A 16,583-nucleotide genomic window follows, 5' to 3' on the forward strand; every position below is an offset into this window, starting at 1 on the left:
GTTCAAATGCTTATCGACGCATGTCGGAAAGTTAATCGGACGGTCCATGCTCCGCCGGCGTCAGATCGCGACCTGGCTGCCCAGCTCGACGACCCGGTTCGTGGGCAGACGGAAATATTCCATCGCGCTTTCCGAGTTGCGGAGCATCCAGGCGAACAGCTTTTCGCGCCAGATCGGCATTCCCGGCTTGCTCGCCGCGATCAAGGTCTGGCGCGACAGGAAAAAGCTCGTTTCGAGCATCTTGAACTCGCCGCCGCAACTCGTCACGCGTTTGAGCGCGTCGGGCACGTCGATCGGCTGCATGAAGCCGTAGTTCAGGATCAGCCGGTGGAACCCCTGCCCCAGATCGTCGAGCGCGCACTTATTTTCCTCGCGCACATAGGGGACATCGGCGATCTTGATCGTCAGCAGGATGATCCGCTCATGCAGCACCTTGTTGTGCTTCAGATTGTGGAGCAGCGCGTGCGGCACCCCATCGCTGCTCGACGTCATGAACACCGCGGTCCCGGGAACGCGCGTCGCACTGTTCGCCGCCGATTTCACGAACACCGGGATCGGCATTGCGCCCTCGGCCATTTCCTGCTGCATCAGCTTGCGCCCGCGCGACCAGGTGGTGAGCATGGTGAAGATCGTCAGGCCGATCGCCAGCGGCACCCAGCCGCCGTCGGGCACCTTGACCAGATTCGCGCCGAAATAGGCGATGTCGACGATGAAGAAGATAGCGAGGATCGGCAGCGCCTTCCACGCCGGCCACCTCCACAAGGTGAAGAGCACGACGCTCATCAGGCAGGTATCGATGAACATCGCGCCGGTCACCGCGATGCCATAGGCGGCGGCGAGGTTGCTCGACGATCCAAAGCCGAGGACGAGCAGGGTTACCATCACCATCAGCCCCCAATTAACCATCGGGATGTAGATCTGCCCCGCGGCCGAGGCGCTGGTATGTTCGACGCGCAGCCGCGGCATGAAGCCCAATTGGATCGCCTGCTGCGTCAGCGAAAAGGCACCCGAAATCACTGCCTGGCTCGCAATGATCGTCGCGAGGATCGCGAGGATGACGACAGGAATCTGCCACGCATCGGGCATCATCTGGAAAAAGGGATCGGCGATCAGGTCGCCGCGCGGCCCCATCTCCGCCTCAAGCACCATCGCGCCCTGCCCCATATAGTTGAGCATCAGCGCGGGCAGGACGAAGGTCAGCCAGCTCAATCCGATCGGCCCGCGCCCGAAATGCCCCATGTCGGCATAGAGCGCCTCGGCTCCCGTCACCGCGAGCACGACCGCGCCCAATGCGATAAAGGCCGTGAAACCATCGACGTAGAAGAAACGCAGCGCGTTCACTGGGTTCAGCGTTTCGAGGATGATCCCCGGATGATCGACGATATGGATGAGCCCGAGGATCGCGAGCATCGTGAAATAGGCGAGCATGATCGGCCCGAACAGCATCCCGACCTTCGCCGTCCCGCGCGACTGGATCGCGAACAGGCCGATCAGGATCGCGAGCGCGATCGGCACGATATAGGGCTCGAACCCCTTGTTGACGTAGCTCAAGCCCTCGGTCGCCGAGAGCACCGACATCGCCGGCGTGATCATGCTGTCGCCATAGAAAAGCGCGGTAGCAAAGACGCCGAGCAGGATGATCGGCCACGTCCAGCGCTTCTCGCCGGACGAACGGCTGATCAATGCAAGCAAGGCGAGGCTGCCGCCCTCTCCCTTGTTGTCGGCACGCATGATCGTCATGACATATTTGAACGTCACGACGAGCATCATCGACCAGAAGACGAGGCTCAGCACGCCATAGATGTGCAGCCGGTCGGCCTCGATCGGGTGGTGTCCCGCAAAGGTTTCGCGAAAGGCGTAAAGCGGGCTGGTGCCGATGTCGCCGAACACGACCCCGATCGCGCCGACGGCCAGCTTCAGCCTGCCATCGCCATGATGTCCATGGCCGTGATGGCCGGTATCGGCGGCAGCCTCGATGGCGCTTTGCGCGCCTTCGGCCGCCTGTTGCGACTCAGCAGTCATGGCGCGCCTTTAGACGAGCCTGCGCTTTTGGAACAGGTTTCAATTTGGGACGCCCCCCGCCGGGGCAGCGGTCGGGGTTTCGCCAGAAGTTTCAGGAGGAAGCTGCGGCCCCAGCGCCTGCCTGAGCTGCGCCAGCCGCACTTCGAGATCGCGCCGCCACGGCGCATCGGCGGGGCTGCGCGCGAGCAGCCCGCTCCACACCGCCTCGGCGCCCTTGAGGTCGCCGCCCTGCGCGAGCGCGAGTCCTGCAAAAAAGGGCGGCGCGGGATGCGACGGGTCGCGCTTCGCCGCCTCGTCGAACGCCAGCGCCGCCGCGGGCGACATCATTCCGCCGCCATGCGCCGCAAGCGCATTGCCAAGCCCGACCCACAGATCGACATTGTCGGGATATTTTTCGAGCCCCTTTTCGAGCGTCTTCGCCGCAAGTTCGGTCTTGCCCGTGCGCGCGAAACCGTCGGACATCCCCAGCCACTGCGCCGCGGGTCCGAAACGTTCGGCCATCCCCTGCCGCTGGTCGGTCAGCGCCTCGCCAAAGCCTTCGGGCTCCTCGAGCGCCGCGACGGGCTTGCCCGGCAGCGCCGGGCTCCCCTGCAGCGCATAGCCCGCGAGCCCCAGCATCACCGCCGCCCCCGCGAGCGGGCGCGCCGCCGCGGGCAGCCGGCCCAGCCAGAAAATACCGCCGATCGTCAGCGCAGCGGCCAGAAGGACCCAAAGCCAGATCATGCGCTGTCCTCCGCATCATCCTTGCCGCGCCGGAACCGCCCGAACGCCAGCCATCCGCCGATCGCAAGAAACAGCAGCGGCCCCAACCACAGCAACGCCGTCGCGCCGTCGAACGGCGGGTCATAACTCACCCAGTTGCCATAGCGTGCGACGAGCCAGGCCTTGATCTCGTCCGGGCTCTCGCCCGCCGCGATCTTGCTCCGCACCTCGTGCCGCATATCGCCCGCGAGCGGTGCATCGCTGTCGGCAATCGACTGCCCCTGACAGACGAGGCAGCGCAATTCCTCCATCAACGCCTTGGCGCGCGCTTCCTTGGCCGGATCGTTCAGCTGCTGATAGGCATAGGGCGCCGGCGGCAAGCGGTCCTGCGCCGCCAGCGGCAGCGTCGTCGCGCCGAGCAGACAGAGCAGGATCAGCCGCAGGCTCACTTCATCGCCTCCAGCTTCGCAACGATCTCGGGCACCTGATCGGCGAGGATCACGCCCTGGATCTGCTCACGGATGATGCCCTTGCCGTCGATCAGGAAGGTTTCGGGCACGCCCGACGACCCGAGCGCGATCTGGACGCTCGACTGCATGTCGGCGCCGATGCGGTCGAAGGGATTGCCATATTCGCGCAGGAACATCTCGACATCCTCGGGCCGGTCGCGGATCGCGATGCCGTCGATCGGCACCCCCGCGGCCTTCAGCGCCTCGAGCTGCGGCGCCTCGGCGCGGCACGGGATGCACCAGCTTGCAAAAACATTGACCAGCCGCGGCTTGCCGTCGGCAAGCTGGCTGCTCTTCAGCCCCTCGACCCCAGCGGTCGCGGGCGGCAGGTCGAACAAGGGCATCGGCTTGTCGATCCACTGCGACTGGATCAGCGTCTCGGCGGGTGTAGTAAGCCGATAGATGAAGGCGCCGAACAGCAACCCCATGATCGCCAAAGGCACGAAAAGGACCCAGCGGTTCTTCATGGCGCGAAACGTTCCTGTAATTTGCGGGCACGGCGCGCGCGCCAGATTGCCAAAAGCTGCGCGCGGCCGAGCATTGACAGCGCCGCGCCGACGGCGATCAAGCCGCCGCCGAGCCATATCCACCACACCAGCGGCTTCCACCACAGGCGGATCTGGTAGCGGTCGGCGCGGCCGTCGTCGCCCGTCACCGGCTGGCCGAGCACCGCATAAAGCTGCCCGCCCGGCCGCGTCAGCAGCGCCGCTTCGTTTGTCTCGGTCGGCGCGGTGCCCATCAGGCCCGGAAAGGTGCGCGCTTCGGGCTTCATCGTAAAGCTCGTCCCCGACGAGGTGGTCGCGACCAGCGTCCCCTCGATCGCGGTATAGTTCGGCCCCGCGACGGGCTTCACCCCAACGAACTTCACCGAAAAATCGCCGATCCTTATGTCGTCGCCCGGCGCCGCCGCGACCAGCCGCTCCTTGATGAACGCGCTTTCGGCGCCCATGCCGGCAAGGCACACCGCGACGCCGAAATGCGCGACGACCATGCCCCAAGTCGGCAGCGGCGTGCGGCGCAGGTTGCGTCCCCACAACGGCGCTAGGCTCGCGACCGCGACGATGCCCGCGACGGTCATCCCGAGCAGCGGGAGAATCCCGACCTTGCCGCCGAACAGGATCAGCGCGAACAGCACCGCCGCACCGGCAAAGATCGCCAGCGGCAGGCGCGACCACAGCCTTTTGCCGTCATCCTTGCGCCAGCTCAAAAGCGGTCCCGCGACCATGACGAGGCAGAGAATCAGCGCGAGCGGACCCGCGACGCGATTATAATAGGGCGGCCCGACCGAAATCTTCTCGCCCATCGCCTCGGCGACGATCGGATAGAGCGTTCCCAGGAGCACGAGCGCGAGGATCGTCGTGAGCAGCAGATTGTTGATGACGAGCGAGCCCTCGCGGCTCAGCAGCGCGAATTTCTTGCCCTCGGCGACCGCCCCGGCGCGCAGCGCGAACAAGGTCAGCGCGCCGCCGATATAGATCGCCATCAGCACGAGCAGGAAGGTGCCGCGCTCGGGATCGACCGCGAAACTATGAACGCTCGTCAGCAGCCCCGACCGCACGATGAAAGTGCCGACCATCGACATCGAAAAGCCGATCACGGCGAGCATCACCGTCCAGGCCCGCAGCGCGTTGCGCGTCGCGGTCACCGCGACCGAATGGAGCAGCGCCGCGCCCGCGAGCCATGGCACGAGCGACACATTCTCGACCGGGTCCCAGAACCACCAGCCGCCCCAGCCGAGCTCATAATAGGCCCAATAGCTGCCCGCAGTGATGCCGAGCGTCAGGAAAATCCAGCTCCCGAGCACCCACGGCCGCATCGCGCGCGCGAACGCCGGACCGATCTCGCGCGTGATCAGCGCGCCGACGGCAAAGCTGAACGCGACCGACAGCCCGACATAGCCGACGTAGAGCGTGGGTGGGTGGAAGGCGAGCCCGATGTCCTGCAGCAGCGGGTTGAGCCCCTGCCCGTCAGGCGGCGCCACCGGCAGCCGCTTGAACGGGTTCGACGAAAAGAGCAGGAACGCAAAGAAGCCGAGGCTCAGCGCCGCCTGCGCCGCCAGCGTCGCGATCAGCGTATCCTCGCGCAGCCGTTTCTCGAAGATCGCGATCAGCCCGCCCGACAGCGACAGGATCATCAGCCACAGCAGCATCGACCCTTCGTGATTGCCCCACGTCCCGGCGATCTTGAAGATCATCGGCTTCAGGCTGTTGCTGTTGCGCGCGACGAGTTCGACCGACATGTCGGACCGCACGAACAGCGCGATCAGCAGTCCGAAGGCCGCGGTCGTCAGCCCGCCCTGCGCAACGCTCGCCGGCCGCACGAGCGCTGCCAGATCCTTCGAACCACCGCGAAGAAACAGCGTTCCCGCGATCAGCGACAGGCACGCAAGCGCCGCCGCGATCCACAACAGGGCCAGACCGAGTTCGGCGATCATGTCGCGGCCGGCGCTTTCATATTCTTCGGCATCTCGCCCATCTGCGGCGGCATATAGCGCTCGTCATGCTTCGCGAGGATACGATCGGCAACGAACACCCCGTCGGCGCGCATCCGGCCGTCGGCGACCATGCCGCTCTCCTCGCCGAACAGGTCGGGGACGATGCCCTTATATTCGACCGGCACCGACGCCTTGCCGTCGGTCGCGACGAAGCGGATCGTCAACCCGTCGGCCTGCCGCGCGATGCTGCCCTTTGCGACCATGCCGCCCAGCCGCATCGCCTCGCCGACTTCGGCCTTGCCGCCCTGCACTTCGATCGGCGTGCGGAAATAGGCCGCCTCGTCGCGCAGCGCACTCGCCGCGAGCACGCCCGCACCGCCGATGCCCGCGAGTGCCACGGCAGCCAAAATCAATCTTTGATGTTTCGGTTTCATCGACGATCCCTGCGCAGCGCATCGCTGCGCTTCTCGGCCTTTTTCATCCCACGCCAGCTCGCCCACAGCACCGCCCCGGTCAGCACGGCCGTGAGCCCATAGGCCGCGGCGACGAACGCCCATTGGCCGCCCCCGCTGATCACCCCCGTCACGCGTCAACCCTCCTCGTCGGCCAATCGCCGCAGCCGCGCCGCGACGCGATTGTCGGCGATGATCCGCCGCATCCGCATCAATACGATCGCCCCGAATAGCAGCGAAAAGCCGAGCACGGTCAAGCCCAGCGGCCACAACAAGGCGCCGTCGATGCTCGAACCGCTCAGTGTGATGCTCGGCCCTTGATGCAGGCTGTTCCACCACACGACGCTGCGGTTGATTATCGGAATATTGATCGCGCCGACGAGCGCATAGATCGCCGCGCCGCGCGACAGCGAACCGCCCTGCCGCTGGCCGTCATCGCCGCTCGTCAGCGCGATGAAGCCCGCGTAAAGGAACAGCAGGACGAGCATCGAGGTCATCCGCCCGTCCCACTCCCACCAGGTCCCCCAGGTCGGGCGGCCCCAGATCGATCCGGTCGCGAGGCACAGCGCGGTGAACAGCATCCCCGGCACCGCGGTCGCACGCGCCGCGATGCCGGACAAGGGATGGCGCCATACGAGCTGGACCAATCCCGCCACCGCCAGCGACGTCCAGCCGCCCATGCCGAGCCAGGCCGAGGGGACATGGACATAAAGAATGCGCGCGGTTTCGCCCTGCTTGTAATCGCCCGGCACCATCGTCAGCCCGGCGAACGCACCGCCGAGCACGAGCAACAGCCCGGCGCCGAGCAACCACGGCGTCAGCGGCTTGGCGATCGCCAGAAAACGGGTCGGATTGGCATAGGCGTGCATCGGTTTCGCGTCGTCCTTAGGCGAGCCGGACAAGAGGGTCCAGCAATTTGCCCGGCGCGACCCGGCGGCGCGTGTGTTGCCTGCGCGGGCCCTCGCGTCAAGAGTCCCCTGCCTCGCCTTGCCCAAGCCCGTTCCGATAACGAATGGCAGGTTTCTAGGGGTTGGCGGCGTTGGCTCCGTCTAGCTCACCGACTACAGCGGACTCGCAGGATAAGGAGATGACGATGACCACAGTGCTGGACGAGGGTCCCTTCTTTCACGGCACAATCGCGAATTTGCGCGTAGGTGACTTCCTTACCGCGGGATTCCGGTCAAACTATCGCCCCGAGGTGGTGATGAACCATATCTATTTCACCGCTCTTGTGGACGGCGCGGGACTTGCCGCAGAGATCGCGGCGGACCTCAGGGAAGGCGGCGCTGTCCCGCGTGTTTATGCCGTCGAGCCGACCGGGGCATTCGAAAACGACCCGAATGTGACCGACAAGAAATTTCCCGGGAATCCCACCCGTTCGTATCGAAGCAGCGCACCGCTCAAGATCATTGGCGAAATCGCCGATTGGGCCAGATTGACGCCCGAAGCATTGCAATTGTGGAGGGAAAGACTGGCCGCACTGCGCGCGGATGAACGAGCCGAAATCATCAACTAAGTCTCACCCCTCCGGCCGCGTCCAGATCCAGCTCCCGGTCACCACCGCGGCGAGCACCGGCAGCATCACCCACGGCCAGGGCGAAAAGATCGCGGCGAGTATGATGCTGAGTGCGAAAGCGGCCGTGGCGGCGAGCTTGCCCTTGCGGCTGATCGCCCCCTTCTCGCGCCACGCGACGATATGATGCCCGAAGTGCGGATGGGTGAGCAACCAGGTCTCGAGCCGCGGCGACGAGCGCGCAAAGCAGAAGGCCGCGAGGATGACGAACGGCACGGTCGGCAACAGCGGCAGGAAGGCGCCGATCGCGCCAAGCCCCAACGACGCCCAGCCCGCGACCAGATAGAAATGCCGTTTCATTGAAAAAGGGCTTAGCGGAATTAAGCGCCCACGCCATCCACATACCGTCGCCCACGCCTTCGCGGGGGCGACGCTTGAGCTCAACCCCGCCCGATCAGCTTCTGCGCCATGCGGTCGGCGACGACCGACGCGGGGGTACCGCTCGCCTTGCTCTCGGCCCAGATTTCGGCCAGCCGGCCCGGGATCTGGTGGATGCGGCTCTCGACTTCCTCGCGGCTGCCCTGCCCCAGATATTCGAGCGCGACGTTGATGATGCCGCCCGCGTTGATCACATAATCGGGGGCATAGACAATTCCGCGATCGTGGACGCGCTGGCCGTCGGCGGCGGTCGCGAGCTGGTTGTTCGCGCCGCCCGCGACGATCGGCACGCGCAGCTTCGCGATGCTTTGCTCGGTCAGGATCGCGCCGAGCGCGTTGGGGCTCAGCACATCGGCCTCGACCTCCATGATCGCCGCCGAATCGGCGAGCTCGGCGCCCAGTTCCTCGGCGAGCGCCTTCGCACGCGCCAGATTGACGTCGGCGAGGGTCAGCTTCGCGCCTTCGGCCGCCAGCCGCCGCGCAACGCCGCCGCCGACGCTGCCGACGCCCTGGATCGCGATGCGGACATCCTTTGCGCTATCGGTGTTCAGACCTTCGCGAATCGCCGCCTTGATGCCCAGATAGACGCCGAGCGCGGTGAACGGTCCCGGGTCGCCGCCGGCATCGGCGCCGCTCGCCACCGGCAACCCGCTGACATGCTTCGTCTGCTTGGCGATCTCGACCATGTCGGCGTCGGTGATCCCGACGTCCTCGGCGGTCACATAGGCGCCGCCGAGCGAATCGACCGCGCGGCCGAACGCCGCGAGCAGTTCGGGGGTCTTCGCGGCGCCCTCGTCGGCGAGGATCACGCCCTTGCCGCCGCCCATCGGCAGGCCGGCCATCGCATTTTTGTAGCTCATCCCGCGCGACAGGCGCAGCGCATCGGTGATCGCCGCCGCGCGCTGCGGATAATGCCAGTACCGCACGCCGCCCGCGCCGGGGCCGAGGTGCGTCGAGTGGACGGCGATGACCGCGGTAAGTCCGCTCGCCCGATCGCGGAACATGTGGACATGCTCATGGTCGTCGAAATCGGCGAAATCCCAGACAGCAGACATGCGCGGCTCCTCGCATTAGAAAATTACGTATATACGCAATAATCCAATAGAGATGGAGAGTCACCCCAAATCCCGCATATGCGCTAAAATCGAGAAAATGGGGCGACCAACGGGGCTCGAACCCGCGACCTCCGGTACCACAAACCGGCGCTCTAACCAACTGAGCTATGGTCGCCACATGCACGGCGAAACCGCCTGCGACAGCGCGCGGCGATAGGCGCGCCCACCCCCTTCGTCAAGCATTGTTCGCTCGGGCAGACGCCACTAAAAGCGCGCCATGGCTGGCAATGATCATGTCGACATGGCGACCTCGGGCGCCGACCGCACCGCCGACCGGCTCGCCGCCGTCCCCGGCATCCGCCGCGCGCCGACGCCGAAGCTCCAGCAGTTCATGCTCTCGGGGTTCCTCGACGCCGAGACCTGTACCGCGCTGATCGCGCAGATCGACCGCGACGTGCGCCCGTCGACCATCGCCGACCCGAATGGCGACGACGCCTTCCGCACCAGCACGACCTGCGATCTCGACCACCGCGACCCGCTGGTGATCGCAGTCAACAACCGGCTCCACAACCTCACCGGCATTCCGCTCGAATATGGCGAGCCGATGCAGGGCCAGCGCTACGACGTCGGGCAGGAGTTCAAGGCGCACACCGACTATTTCGACCCGCACGGTGCCGACTGGGAAACCTATTGCGCGGTGCCCGGCCAGCGCAGCTGGACCTTGATGATCTATCTCAACGAACCGGGTGCGGGCGGCGCGACCCGCTTCCTCGCGACCGGCAAGATGCACCAGCCCGAGGTCGGCAAGCTGCTCGCATGGAACAATGTGCGGCCCGACGGCCGCGCGAACCCCTACACGCTCCACCACGGGATGAAGGTGCGCAAGGGCCGCAAATATATCATCACCAAATGGTTCCGCGAACGGCCCTGGCCGTGGGCGGAGGGAGAGCTGGGGTAGGCTAGCTTGCATAAAATCCGCTCGACACGAACGGATTTCGGGAGCCGGCTTACACCGGCTCCCGGTCAACTTACCGCACCAGGCGAAACTGAAAATTCAGCGTCAGCGTGTTCGCGACCTGCCCGGGTTCGACCGGCGTCGCTTTCGCCTCGGCCACCATCATCCCGCGCGCATAGGGCATCGGCGGCTGCGGGCCGCCAAAGCTGCCTTCGCTGATCGAGACCAGCTCGACCCCGCGATAGCCGGCCAGCCGCGCATAATCCGCCGCCTTGGCCTCGGCCGCCTTGATCGCCGCGCCGCGCGCGCCGACCAGCTGGGCGTCGGCATCCTTCATGCCGAACCACGGCCCGTCGATATTGGTGCCGCCGGCGGCGACCAGCGCGTCGAGCAGCGGGCCGATGTCGTCGATCTTGCCTGTGGTCGCGCGCACCGTATTGCTAACCTGATAGCCGAGGAAGCGCGGCGTCTGGCCGTCGGTGCGGTTGTTATAGTCATATTGCGGCGACAGGTTGATACCGCTCGTCTGGATGTCCTCGGCCTTGATCCCGCGCGCTTTCGCGGCGGCGATCAGTTTGTCCATCGCCGCGGCATTGGCGCGCATCGCTTCGACCGCGGTCGGCGCGGTCGTCGTCACGCCGGCTCCGACCGTCGCCTGGTCGGGACGCGAGCGCACCTCCTCGCTGACACTGAAGCTCAAAATCGGTCCCTGCGTCGTTGCTGCCGTCACCGTCGAACCTCCTTGTTGCGCGACGGCGGGCACCGCCGCTATCAGGGCCAGTCCGGATGCCATAGCGGCGAGCATTTGCTTCGTCATTTCATTCTCCTGCGAACCGGGCTTCCGGTTCATTATGATCTCCGCCCCGTAACGCAGACGGAGCGAACGCGTTCCGCCCTTTGCTCCCGTGGCGCTTGCATCAGGCTGAACGTATCGGTAGCGCGCCGTTCATCATGGCAGCACCCATTCTTTCATACGAAGGCCTCGGTCTTGTGCAGGGCAGCGGCTGGCTGTTCCAGGACCTCGACATCTATGTCGGCGAACGCGACCGGCTCGCGCTCATCGGCCGCAACGGTGCCGGCAAGACGACTTTGCTCAAGCTGCTCGCGGGCCGCATCGATCCCGACAAGGGCAAGCGCACGATCGTCCCCGGCACCCATGTCGTGATGCTCGAACAGGAGCCCGACTTCCGTCCCTTTGCAACACTGATGGACTTCGCCATTTCCGGCGACGACGGCCCGCCCGAGCATGAGGTCGCCGCCATCGCCGACCAGCTCGGCATCGACATGAGCCGCACCGCCGCCAGCGCCTCGGGTGGCGAGCGCCGCCGCGCCGCGCTCGCCCGCGCGCTCGCGCAAAACCCCGACGTGCTGCTCCTCGACGAGCCGACCAACCACCTCGACCTCGCCGCGATCGACTGGCTCGAAAGCTGGCTCGCGCGCTACACGGGCGCGTTCATCGTCATCAGCCACGACCGCACCTTCCTGACCCGCTTGACGCGCCAGACCTTGTGGCTCGACCGCGGCAGTATCCGCCGCAAGGAAATCGGCTTCGGTGGTTTCGAGGAGTGGAGCGACGCCGTCGCCGCCGAGGAAGCGCGCGCCGCACAGAAACTCGATTCGAAACTGCGGCTCGAGGCGCACTGGCTCGAACGCGGGGTCACCGCGCGCCGCAAGCGCAATCAGGGCCGGCTCGAAAAGCTCAAGGAAATGCGCGCGACTCGCGCCGCGATGATCGGCGGCCCTGGCGTCGCCAAGCTCGGCCTCGCGAACGACGACGTTCGCTCGAAATCGGTGATCATCGCCGAAGGCGTGAGCAAAAGTTTCGGCGACCGCACGATCATCAAGAAACTCGACTTCCGCGTCCAGCGCGGCGACCGCATCGGCATCGTCGGCGCCAATGGCGCGGGCAAATCAACCCTGCTCAAGCTGCTCACCGGCGAGATCGCGCCCGACGAAGGCAGCATCACCCTCGCCCCGACGCTCGACGGCATCGTCATCGACCAGCAGCGCAGCCTGATGTCGCCCGACAAGACCGTCCGCGACATCCTCGCCGACGGCGGCGACTGGGTCGAGGTGCGCGGCGTCAAAAAACATATCCAGGGCTATCTCAAGGAATTCCTCTTCGACCCCGGCGTCGTCGAGGCGAGTGTGGGCGCGCTCTCGGGCGGCGAACGCTCGCGCTTGCTCCTCGCGCGCGAATTCGCGCGCGAATCGAACCTCCTCGTGCTCGACGAACCGACGAACGACCTCGACCTCGAAACGCTCGACCTGCTCCAGGAAGTCATCGCCGACTATGCCGGCACCGTACTGCTCGTCAGCCACGACCGCGACTTCCTCGACCGCACTGTCACCGTCACGCTCGGGCTCGACGGCACCGGCAAGGTCGACGTCGTCGCGGGCGGTTACGCCGACTGGGAAGCGAAGCGAGCCAAGCCGAACAGCGTCAAGGCCAGGGCATCGGGCGCCGCACTGCCGCCGCCACCCACCGCGCGCAAGAAGCTGAGCTACAAGGATCAGCGCGACTACGACCTCCTCCCCGCGCGGATCGAGGCGATCGAAGGAGAGATGGCGGGGATCGAAACCGAACTGTCCGACGGCAGCCTGTTCACGCGTGACAATGCGCGCTTCACCGGGCTGACCGCGAAGCTCGAAACGTTGCGCGTCGAGAAAGCCGCGGCAGAAGACCGCTGGCTTTCGCTCGCCGAAGAGGTCGAGGCTCTGGGATAACACCCGCCGCATGTCCGGTTCGGGGTGCGAAGCGGAGTTTCGCTTCCTCTCCTTCGTCATCCCGGACTTGATCCGGGATCCATCGCGGCGCTGAAGATGTAAGAGGGGCAACTTCCGGTCGGTTTCGGATGCTCTGACCTCAATCATCCTTCACCGCAGCGTGATTGGCGTCGCCGAACATGTTCGACCACTCCTTCTCGTCGAGCGCCTGGTGCCGGCCGATATATTTCGCTGGCGCCTTAAGCTCATCGCGCGCCATCGCGCGCGCCACGGCGGGACGTTCGCGGATACGTTCGAACCAGCCGCGCATCGCAGGCCATTCGTCGAGCCCCGGCCCCATTACGAACGCCGAAGCGCGGCCGGGCCAGATCGCCATATCGGCGATGCTATAGTCGTCGCCCGCGACATGGGCGCTCTTTTCCAGCCGTTTCTCGAGCACGGTAAGCAGGCGTGTGAGCTCCTTCGTATAGCGCTCGGTCGCATAATCCTGCCCCGCCGGGGCGTAACGCAGGAAATGGCTCGCCTGCCCGCCCATGGGCCCCAGCCCCGCGACCTGCCAGGTCAGCCACGACAGCGTCGCCGCGCGCGCCGCGCCCGACGCCGGCAGGAAACGCCCGCTTTTTTCCGCCAGATATTGCAGGATCGCGCCCGATTCGAACACCGTCACGGGTTCGCCGCTACCTGCCGGGGCATGATCGACGATTGCGGGCAATTTGTGGTTAGGGTTGATGCGCCCGAACTCGGCGGTCAGCTGGTCGCCCTCGAAAATGTCATAGGAGATGACGCGATAGGGGTCGCCGATCTCTTCGAGCATGATCGCTATCTTCTGTCCGTTCGGCGTCGCCGAATAATGCAGGTCGATCATCACAATATCTCGTGGATCACATGGCGCACGCCGAAACCGGTGCGTTCGCCGACGCCGACCGCGAGCACGCCGTTGAGCCAGCCATATGTCGCGCTGGCGGTTTCGAACACCGGCGCGATTCGCAGATAGTAGCGCGAAGGGTCGGCATCGGGCACCGCGGGATCGGCAAAGGTCGCGCGGACATCGTCGGGAATGATATTTCGGCCGGTATAGCTCAGATAGATGAGCTCGCCGTCATCGGTCTGCCACACCGCACGCGCATCGAAGGTGCCGACCGACGCATCGCCGCCGAGCCGTCCGCTGCGGGACCAGTTGCCGCCACCCGGCAAGACTATCCCCTTGATCCGGGGCCCGAAAAAACGACCCCCGCTGATATAGCCCAATCGCTGGTCGCCGAACGGCGACGCGCCGATTCCGATGATCCCGCCGCCGACCTCGAACTCGACGGTACACAGATGACGCGTTGCGAGCGCCGCGTGCCGATTTTCTTCGTTCATGATGCGAATCCTCTTCCTGCCTATGGACAAGCATAAAACCATTAGTATACTAAGGGTCAATCAGATTGACGGATCGGAAGGCTTTCCGGGACCGGCAGCGATCAGCTCTATGGGAGGGTGACAATGAAGGCTCGCAACCAGTTTCTGCTGTCCGGCGTCGCGGGAATCGCGATGCTCGCCAACGCCGCACCGGCGTTTGCGCAGGCGGCGCCCGCCGACGCGGCCACTGTCGACGTGCCTGACGTCGACGACAGCAATACCAACGAAATCATCGTCACCGCGCAGAAGCGCGAGCAGAGCCTGCAGGATGTACCGATTTCGATGGAGGTCGTCAGCGGCGCCAAGCTCGCCGAATTCAACACGAGCGACATCAAGGCGGTGATGAACTACACGCCGAACGTCTTCGTTCAGTCGACCGCGGGCAACGACGTCATCTATATCCGCGGCTTCGGCTCGCCGCCGGCGAACTTCGCCTTCGACCAGTCGGTCTCGCTCTATGTCGACGGTATCTATGCCGGTCGCAACCGGCAGGCGCAGGCCCCCTTCTTCGACCTCGAACGCGTCGAGGTTCTGCGCGGTCCGCAGGGCGCGCTGTTCGGCAAGAATACCGCTGCGGGCGCGGTCAGCGTCGTCTCGGCGGGGCCGACCAAGGATTTCGAAGGCGCGATCACGGGCCTCTATAATTTCGATCATAAGGGCACCGACTTCTCGGGCTATCTGTCGGGGCCGATCACCGACACGCTCGGCGCGCGCTTCGCGTACAAGATCGTCAACCAGGACGGCTACATCTATAACCGCGCGAAGGATCATGACGACCCCGAAATCAAGTCGCAGCTGCTGCGCCTGACGCTGAAGTGGGAACCATCGGACAATTTCGACTACACAGCGAAGGTCGAATATGGGAAGCGGACGGTCATCGGCGGCATCACCGTGTCGAGCCCGCTGACCAGCGATCAGGACCCGCAGACCAACCGTTATCTCGAACGCTCGGCGCTCGGCGACGAAGGCAACAAGAACAAGTCGGTGATGATATCGGGCGTCGGCAACCTCGCGCTCGGCGATTTCACGCTGACCTCGGTCACCGGCTACAGCTGGTTCAAGTCGAAGATCGTCAACGGCTTCGACCAGACGATCCCGAACAGCGGCGGCGCCTTTACGGCCAATTCGGTCTACAACGCCTTCCCCGAGCGCTTCGACCAATTCTCGCAGGAAATCCGCATCCTGTCGCCGGTCGGGGAGACCTTCGAGTTCATCGGGGGCGCTTACTACGACAAGTCGAATTACACGCTGGAGCAATATCAGGGCTTCAACCTCCCGAGCCTGACGATCCCCGGCGTATTTACCGGCCCCTATTTCGGCCGCATCGACAGCATCTTCAATCAGGAAGCCGAAAGCTGGTCGGTCTTCGGCCAGGGAACGCTCAACGCGACCGATGCGCTCCGCGTCATCGGCAGCCTGCGCTACACCCACACCAAGAAGGACGGCGATTTCGCCGCGCGGCTGGTCTACGGCTCGAACGGCCTCAACGGACAGCCCTTTGCGCTGCGCCCGATTTCCAGCGCGGTGGGCAAGATCAGCGAAGGCAACGTCGATCCCTCGGTCACTGTGCAATATGACGTCGCGCCGCGCGTCATGCTCTACGCGACCTGGGGCCGCGGGTCGAAATCGGGCGGCTTCGTCTCGAACACGCTCGGCACCGTCGACAGCACCTTCACCTTCGAGCCCGAACAGTCGGAGAATTTCGAGGCGGGCATCAAATCGACGCTGTTCGACGGCAAAGTCGTCGCGAACGTTTCGGCCTATCACACGCAGTTCAAGGATCTGCAGGTATCGGTCTATCAGCCCGCGACGTCGAGCTATCTGACCGGCAATGCGGCGAGCGCAACGTCGAAGGGGATCGAGGGATCGCTCAGCGTCTTCCCCATTCCCAATTTCGACATCAACGCGTCGGCCGCCTATTCGGACATCAAATATGACGATTATCCTGGCGCGGCTTGCCTCGCGTCGCAACCGGCTACCTGTACCCCGGCGACGAACAATCTCGCGGGCTATCCGGTCGCCTATTCGTCGAAATGGACCGGCAGCGTCACGGCGCACGCGCGCTTCGACATGTCGGACGCGCTGAAGCTCGATGTCACCGGCGTCGCTGCCGGCCGGTCGAAATATTTCAATTCGGACAATCAGAGCCCGGTGTTCGGTGTCCAGAACGGCTATGTGAAGCTCGACCTGCGCGTCCAGCTCGCCGATCAGGACGACCGCTGGCACGTCGCGCTCGTCGGCAAGAATCTGACGAACCAGAAGACGATTGGCAGCGCCTTCAACCTGCCTTTCCCGATCACGCCGGTACCGCGCGCGATCCTGTACCTCGAACCGACCCGCAATATTTCGGTCGAGGCCGGGATCAAGTTCTAGGT

The 16,583-nt window shown here is 65.1% G+C and carries 17 protein-coding genes and 1 tRNA gene; 4 read left to right on the plus strand and 14 right to left on the minus strand.

All coding sequences use genetic code 11. The features are described from left to right. Window positions 1–60: 60 nt before the first annotated feature. Genes E5675_RS13215 through ccmC form a run of 8 tightly spaced genes read right to left on the minus strand, consistent with a single transcriptional unit; the run spans window position 61 to window position 6,988 of the window. Window positions 61–2,022 (minus strand): potassium transporter Kup, encoded by a 1,962-nt coding sequence (locus tag E5675_RS13215; protein ID WP_136174923.1) that lies wholly within the window; start codon window positions 2,020–2,022, stop codon window positions 61–63. 39 nt (window positions 2,023–2,061) lie between these two features. Beyond that, entirely contained in the window at window positions 2,062–2,745 is a 684-nt protein-coding gene (locus E5675_RS13220; protein WP_247594614.1) for a tetratricopeptide repeat protein, read from the minus strand. Then, window positions 2,742–3,173, minus strand: a complete 432-nt coding sequence (locus tag E5675_RS13225) for a cytochrome c-type biogenesis protein (protein WP_136174924.1) — start codon at window positions 3,171–3,173, stop codon at window positions 2,742–2,744. The genes E5675_RS13220 and E5675_RS13225 overlap by 4 nt, the downstream gene beginning before the upstream one ends. Next, complete coding sequence (locus E5675_RS13230) at window positions 3,170–3,700, minus strand: DsbE family thiol:disulfide interchange protein (RefSeq protein ID WP_136174925.1); 531 nt, start codon at window positions 3,698–3,700, stop codon at window positions 3,170–3,172. Before E5675_RS13230 ends, E5675_RS13225 begins: the two co-directional genes overlap by 4 nt. Then, window positions 3,697–5,667: a heme lyase CcmF/NrfE family subunit gene (locus E5675_RS13235; RefSeq protein WP_136174926.1), complete on the minus strand. Its 1,971-nt coding sequence runs from the start codon at window positions 5,665–5,667 to the stop codon at window positions 3,697–3,699. Before E5675_RS13235 ends, E5675_RS13230 begins: the two co-directional genes overlap by 4 nt. Next, on the minus strand, window positions 5,664–6,101 hold the full coding sequence (gene ccmE, locus E5675_RS13240; protein ID WP_136174927.1) for a cytochrome c maturation protein CcmE: 438 nt from the start codon (window positions 6,099–6,101) through the stop codon (window positions 5,664–5,666). The genes E5675_RS13235 and ccmE overlap by 4 nt, the downstream gene beginning before the upstream one ends. After that, the gene (locus E5675_RS13245) at window positions 6,098–6,253 is read right to left on the minus strand and encodes a heme exporter protein CcmD (RefSeq protein ID WP_136174928.1); all 156 of its coding nucleotides are present in this window, start codon (window positions 6,251–6,253) and stop codon (window positions 6,098–6,100) included. Before E5675_RS13245 ends, ccmE begins: the two co-directional genes overlap by 4 nt. 3 nt (window positions 6,254–6,256) lie before the next feature. Further along, window positions 6,257–6,988: a heme ABC transporter permease CcmC gene (ccmC, locus tag E5675_RS13250; protein WP_136176474.1), complete on the minus strand. Its 732-nt coding sequence runs from the start codon at window positions 6,986–6,988 to the stop codon at window positions 6,257–6,259. Window positions 6,989–7,212: 224 nt separating this feature from the next. On the opposite strand from ccmC, the gene arr reads away from it, so the two are divergent. Beyond that, a complete protein-coding gene (gene arr / locus E5675_RS13255) occupies window positions 7,213–7,635 on the plus strand; it encodes an NAD(+)--rifampin ADP-ribosyltransferase (protein WP_136174929.1) in 423 nt (140 codons plus the stop codon). 3 nt (window positions 7,636–7,638) lie between these two features. On the opposite strand, the gene E5675_RS13260 is transcribed toward arr, so the two are convergent. The 3 genes from E5675_RS13260 to E5675_RS13270 all read right to left on the minus strand — a co-directional run bounded on the left by E5675_RS13260 (window position 7,639) and on the right by E5675_RS13270 (window position 9,300). Continuing rightward, window positions 7,639–7,992, minus strand: coding sequence for a YbaN family protein (locus E5675_RS13260; RefSeq protein WP_136174930.1), 354 nt, complete (start codon window positions 7,990–7,992; stop codon window positions 7,639–7,641). 80 nt (window positions 7,993–8,072) lie between these two features. After that, window positions 8,073–9,125 carry a Glu/Leu/Phe/Val dehydrogenase dimerization domain-containing protein gene (locus E5675_RS13265; RefSeq protein WP_037554731.1) on the minus strand — a complete coding sequence of 351 codons (1,053 nt, stop codon included), beginning with the start codon at window positions 9,123–9,125 and terminating at the stop codon, window positions 8,073–8,075. Window positions 9,126–9,223: 98 nt separating this feature from the next. Further along, window positions 9,224–9,300: transfer RNA gene (locus E5675_RS13270), tRNA-His, on the minus strand. 102 nt (window positions 9,301–9,402) lie between these two features. Between E5675_RS13270 and E5675_RS13275 the strand changes: the two genes are divergently transcribed. After that, window positions 9,403–10,083 carry a 2OG-Fe(II) oxygenase gene (locus tag E5675_RS13275; protein WP_247594615.1) on the plus strand — a complete coding sequence of 227 codons (681 nt, stop codon included), beginning with the start codon at window positions 9,403–9,405 and terminating at the stop codon, window positions 10,081–10,083. Between the two features lie 70 nt (window positions 10,084–10,153). On the opposite strand, the gene E5675_RS13280 is transcribed toward E5675_RS13275, so the two are convergent. Beyond that, window positions 10,154–10,897, minus strand: a complete 744-nt coding sequence (locus E5675_RS13280; RefSeq protein ID WP_136174931.1) for an SIMPL domain-containing protein — start codon at window positions 10,895–10,897, stop codon at window positions 10,154–10,156. A gap of 134 nt (window positions 10,898–11,031) precedes the next feature. Between E5675_RS13280 and E5675_RS13285 the strand changes: the two genes are divergently transcribed. Beyond that, a complete protein-coding gene (locus tag E5675_RS13285; protein WP_136174932.1) occupies window positions 11,032–12,807 on the plus strand; it encodes an ATP-binding cassette domain-containing protein in 1,776 nt (591 codons plus the stop codon). 139 nt (window positions 12,808–12,946) lie between these two features. Here E5675_RS13285 and E5675_RS13290 read toward each other — a convergent pair whose 3' ends face one another. After that, the gene (locus E5675_RS13290) at window positions 12,947–13,672 is read right to left on the minus strand and encodes a glutathione binding-like protein (RefSeq protein ID WP_136174933.1); all 726 of its coding nucleotides are present in this window, start codon (window positions 13,670–13,672) and stop codon (window positions 12,947–12,949) included. Beyond that, on the minus strand, window positions 13,672–14,169 hold the full coding sequence (locus E5675_RS13295) for a DUF3237 domain-containing protein (RefSeq protein WP_168707863.1): 498 nt from the start codon (window positions 14,167–14,169) through the stop codon (window positions 13,672–13,674). Before E5675_RS13295 ends, E5675_RS13290 begins: the two co-directional genes overlap by 1 nt. A gap of 123 nt (window positions 14,170–14,292) precedes the next feature. Here E5675_RS13295 and E5675_RS13300 point away from each other — a divergent pair, with 123 nt between their 5' ends. Continuing rightward, window positions 14,293–16,581: a TonB-dependent receptor gene (locus tag E5675_RS13300; RefSeq protein ID WP_136174935.1), complete on the plus strand. Its 2,289-nt coding sequence runs from the start codon at window positions 14,293–14,295 to the stop codon at window positions 16,579–16,581. Window positions 16,582–16,583: the final 2 nt, after the last annotated feature.

The organism is Sphingopyxis sp. PAMC25046 (assembly GCF_004795895.1).
Classification (GTDB): domain Bacteria; phylum Pseudomonadota; class Alphaproteobacteria; order Sphingomonadales; family Sphingomonadaceae; genus Sphingopyxis.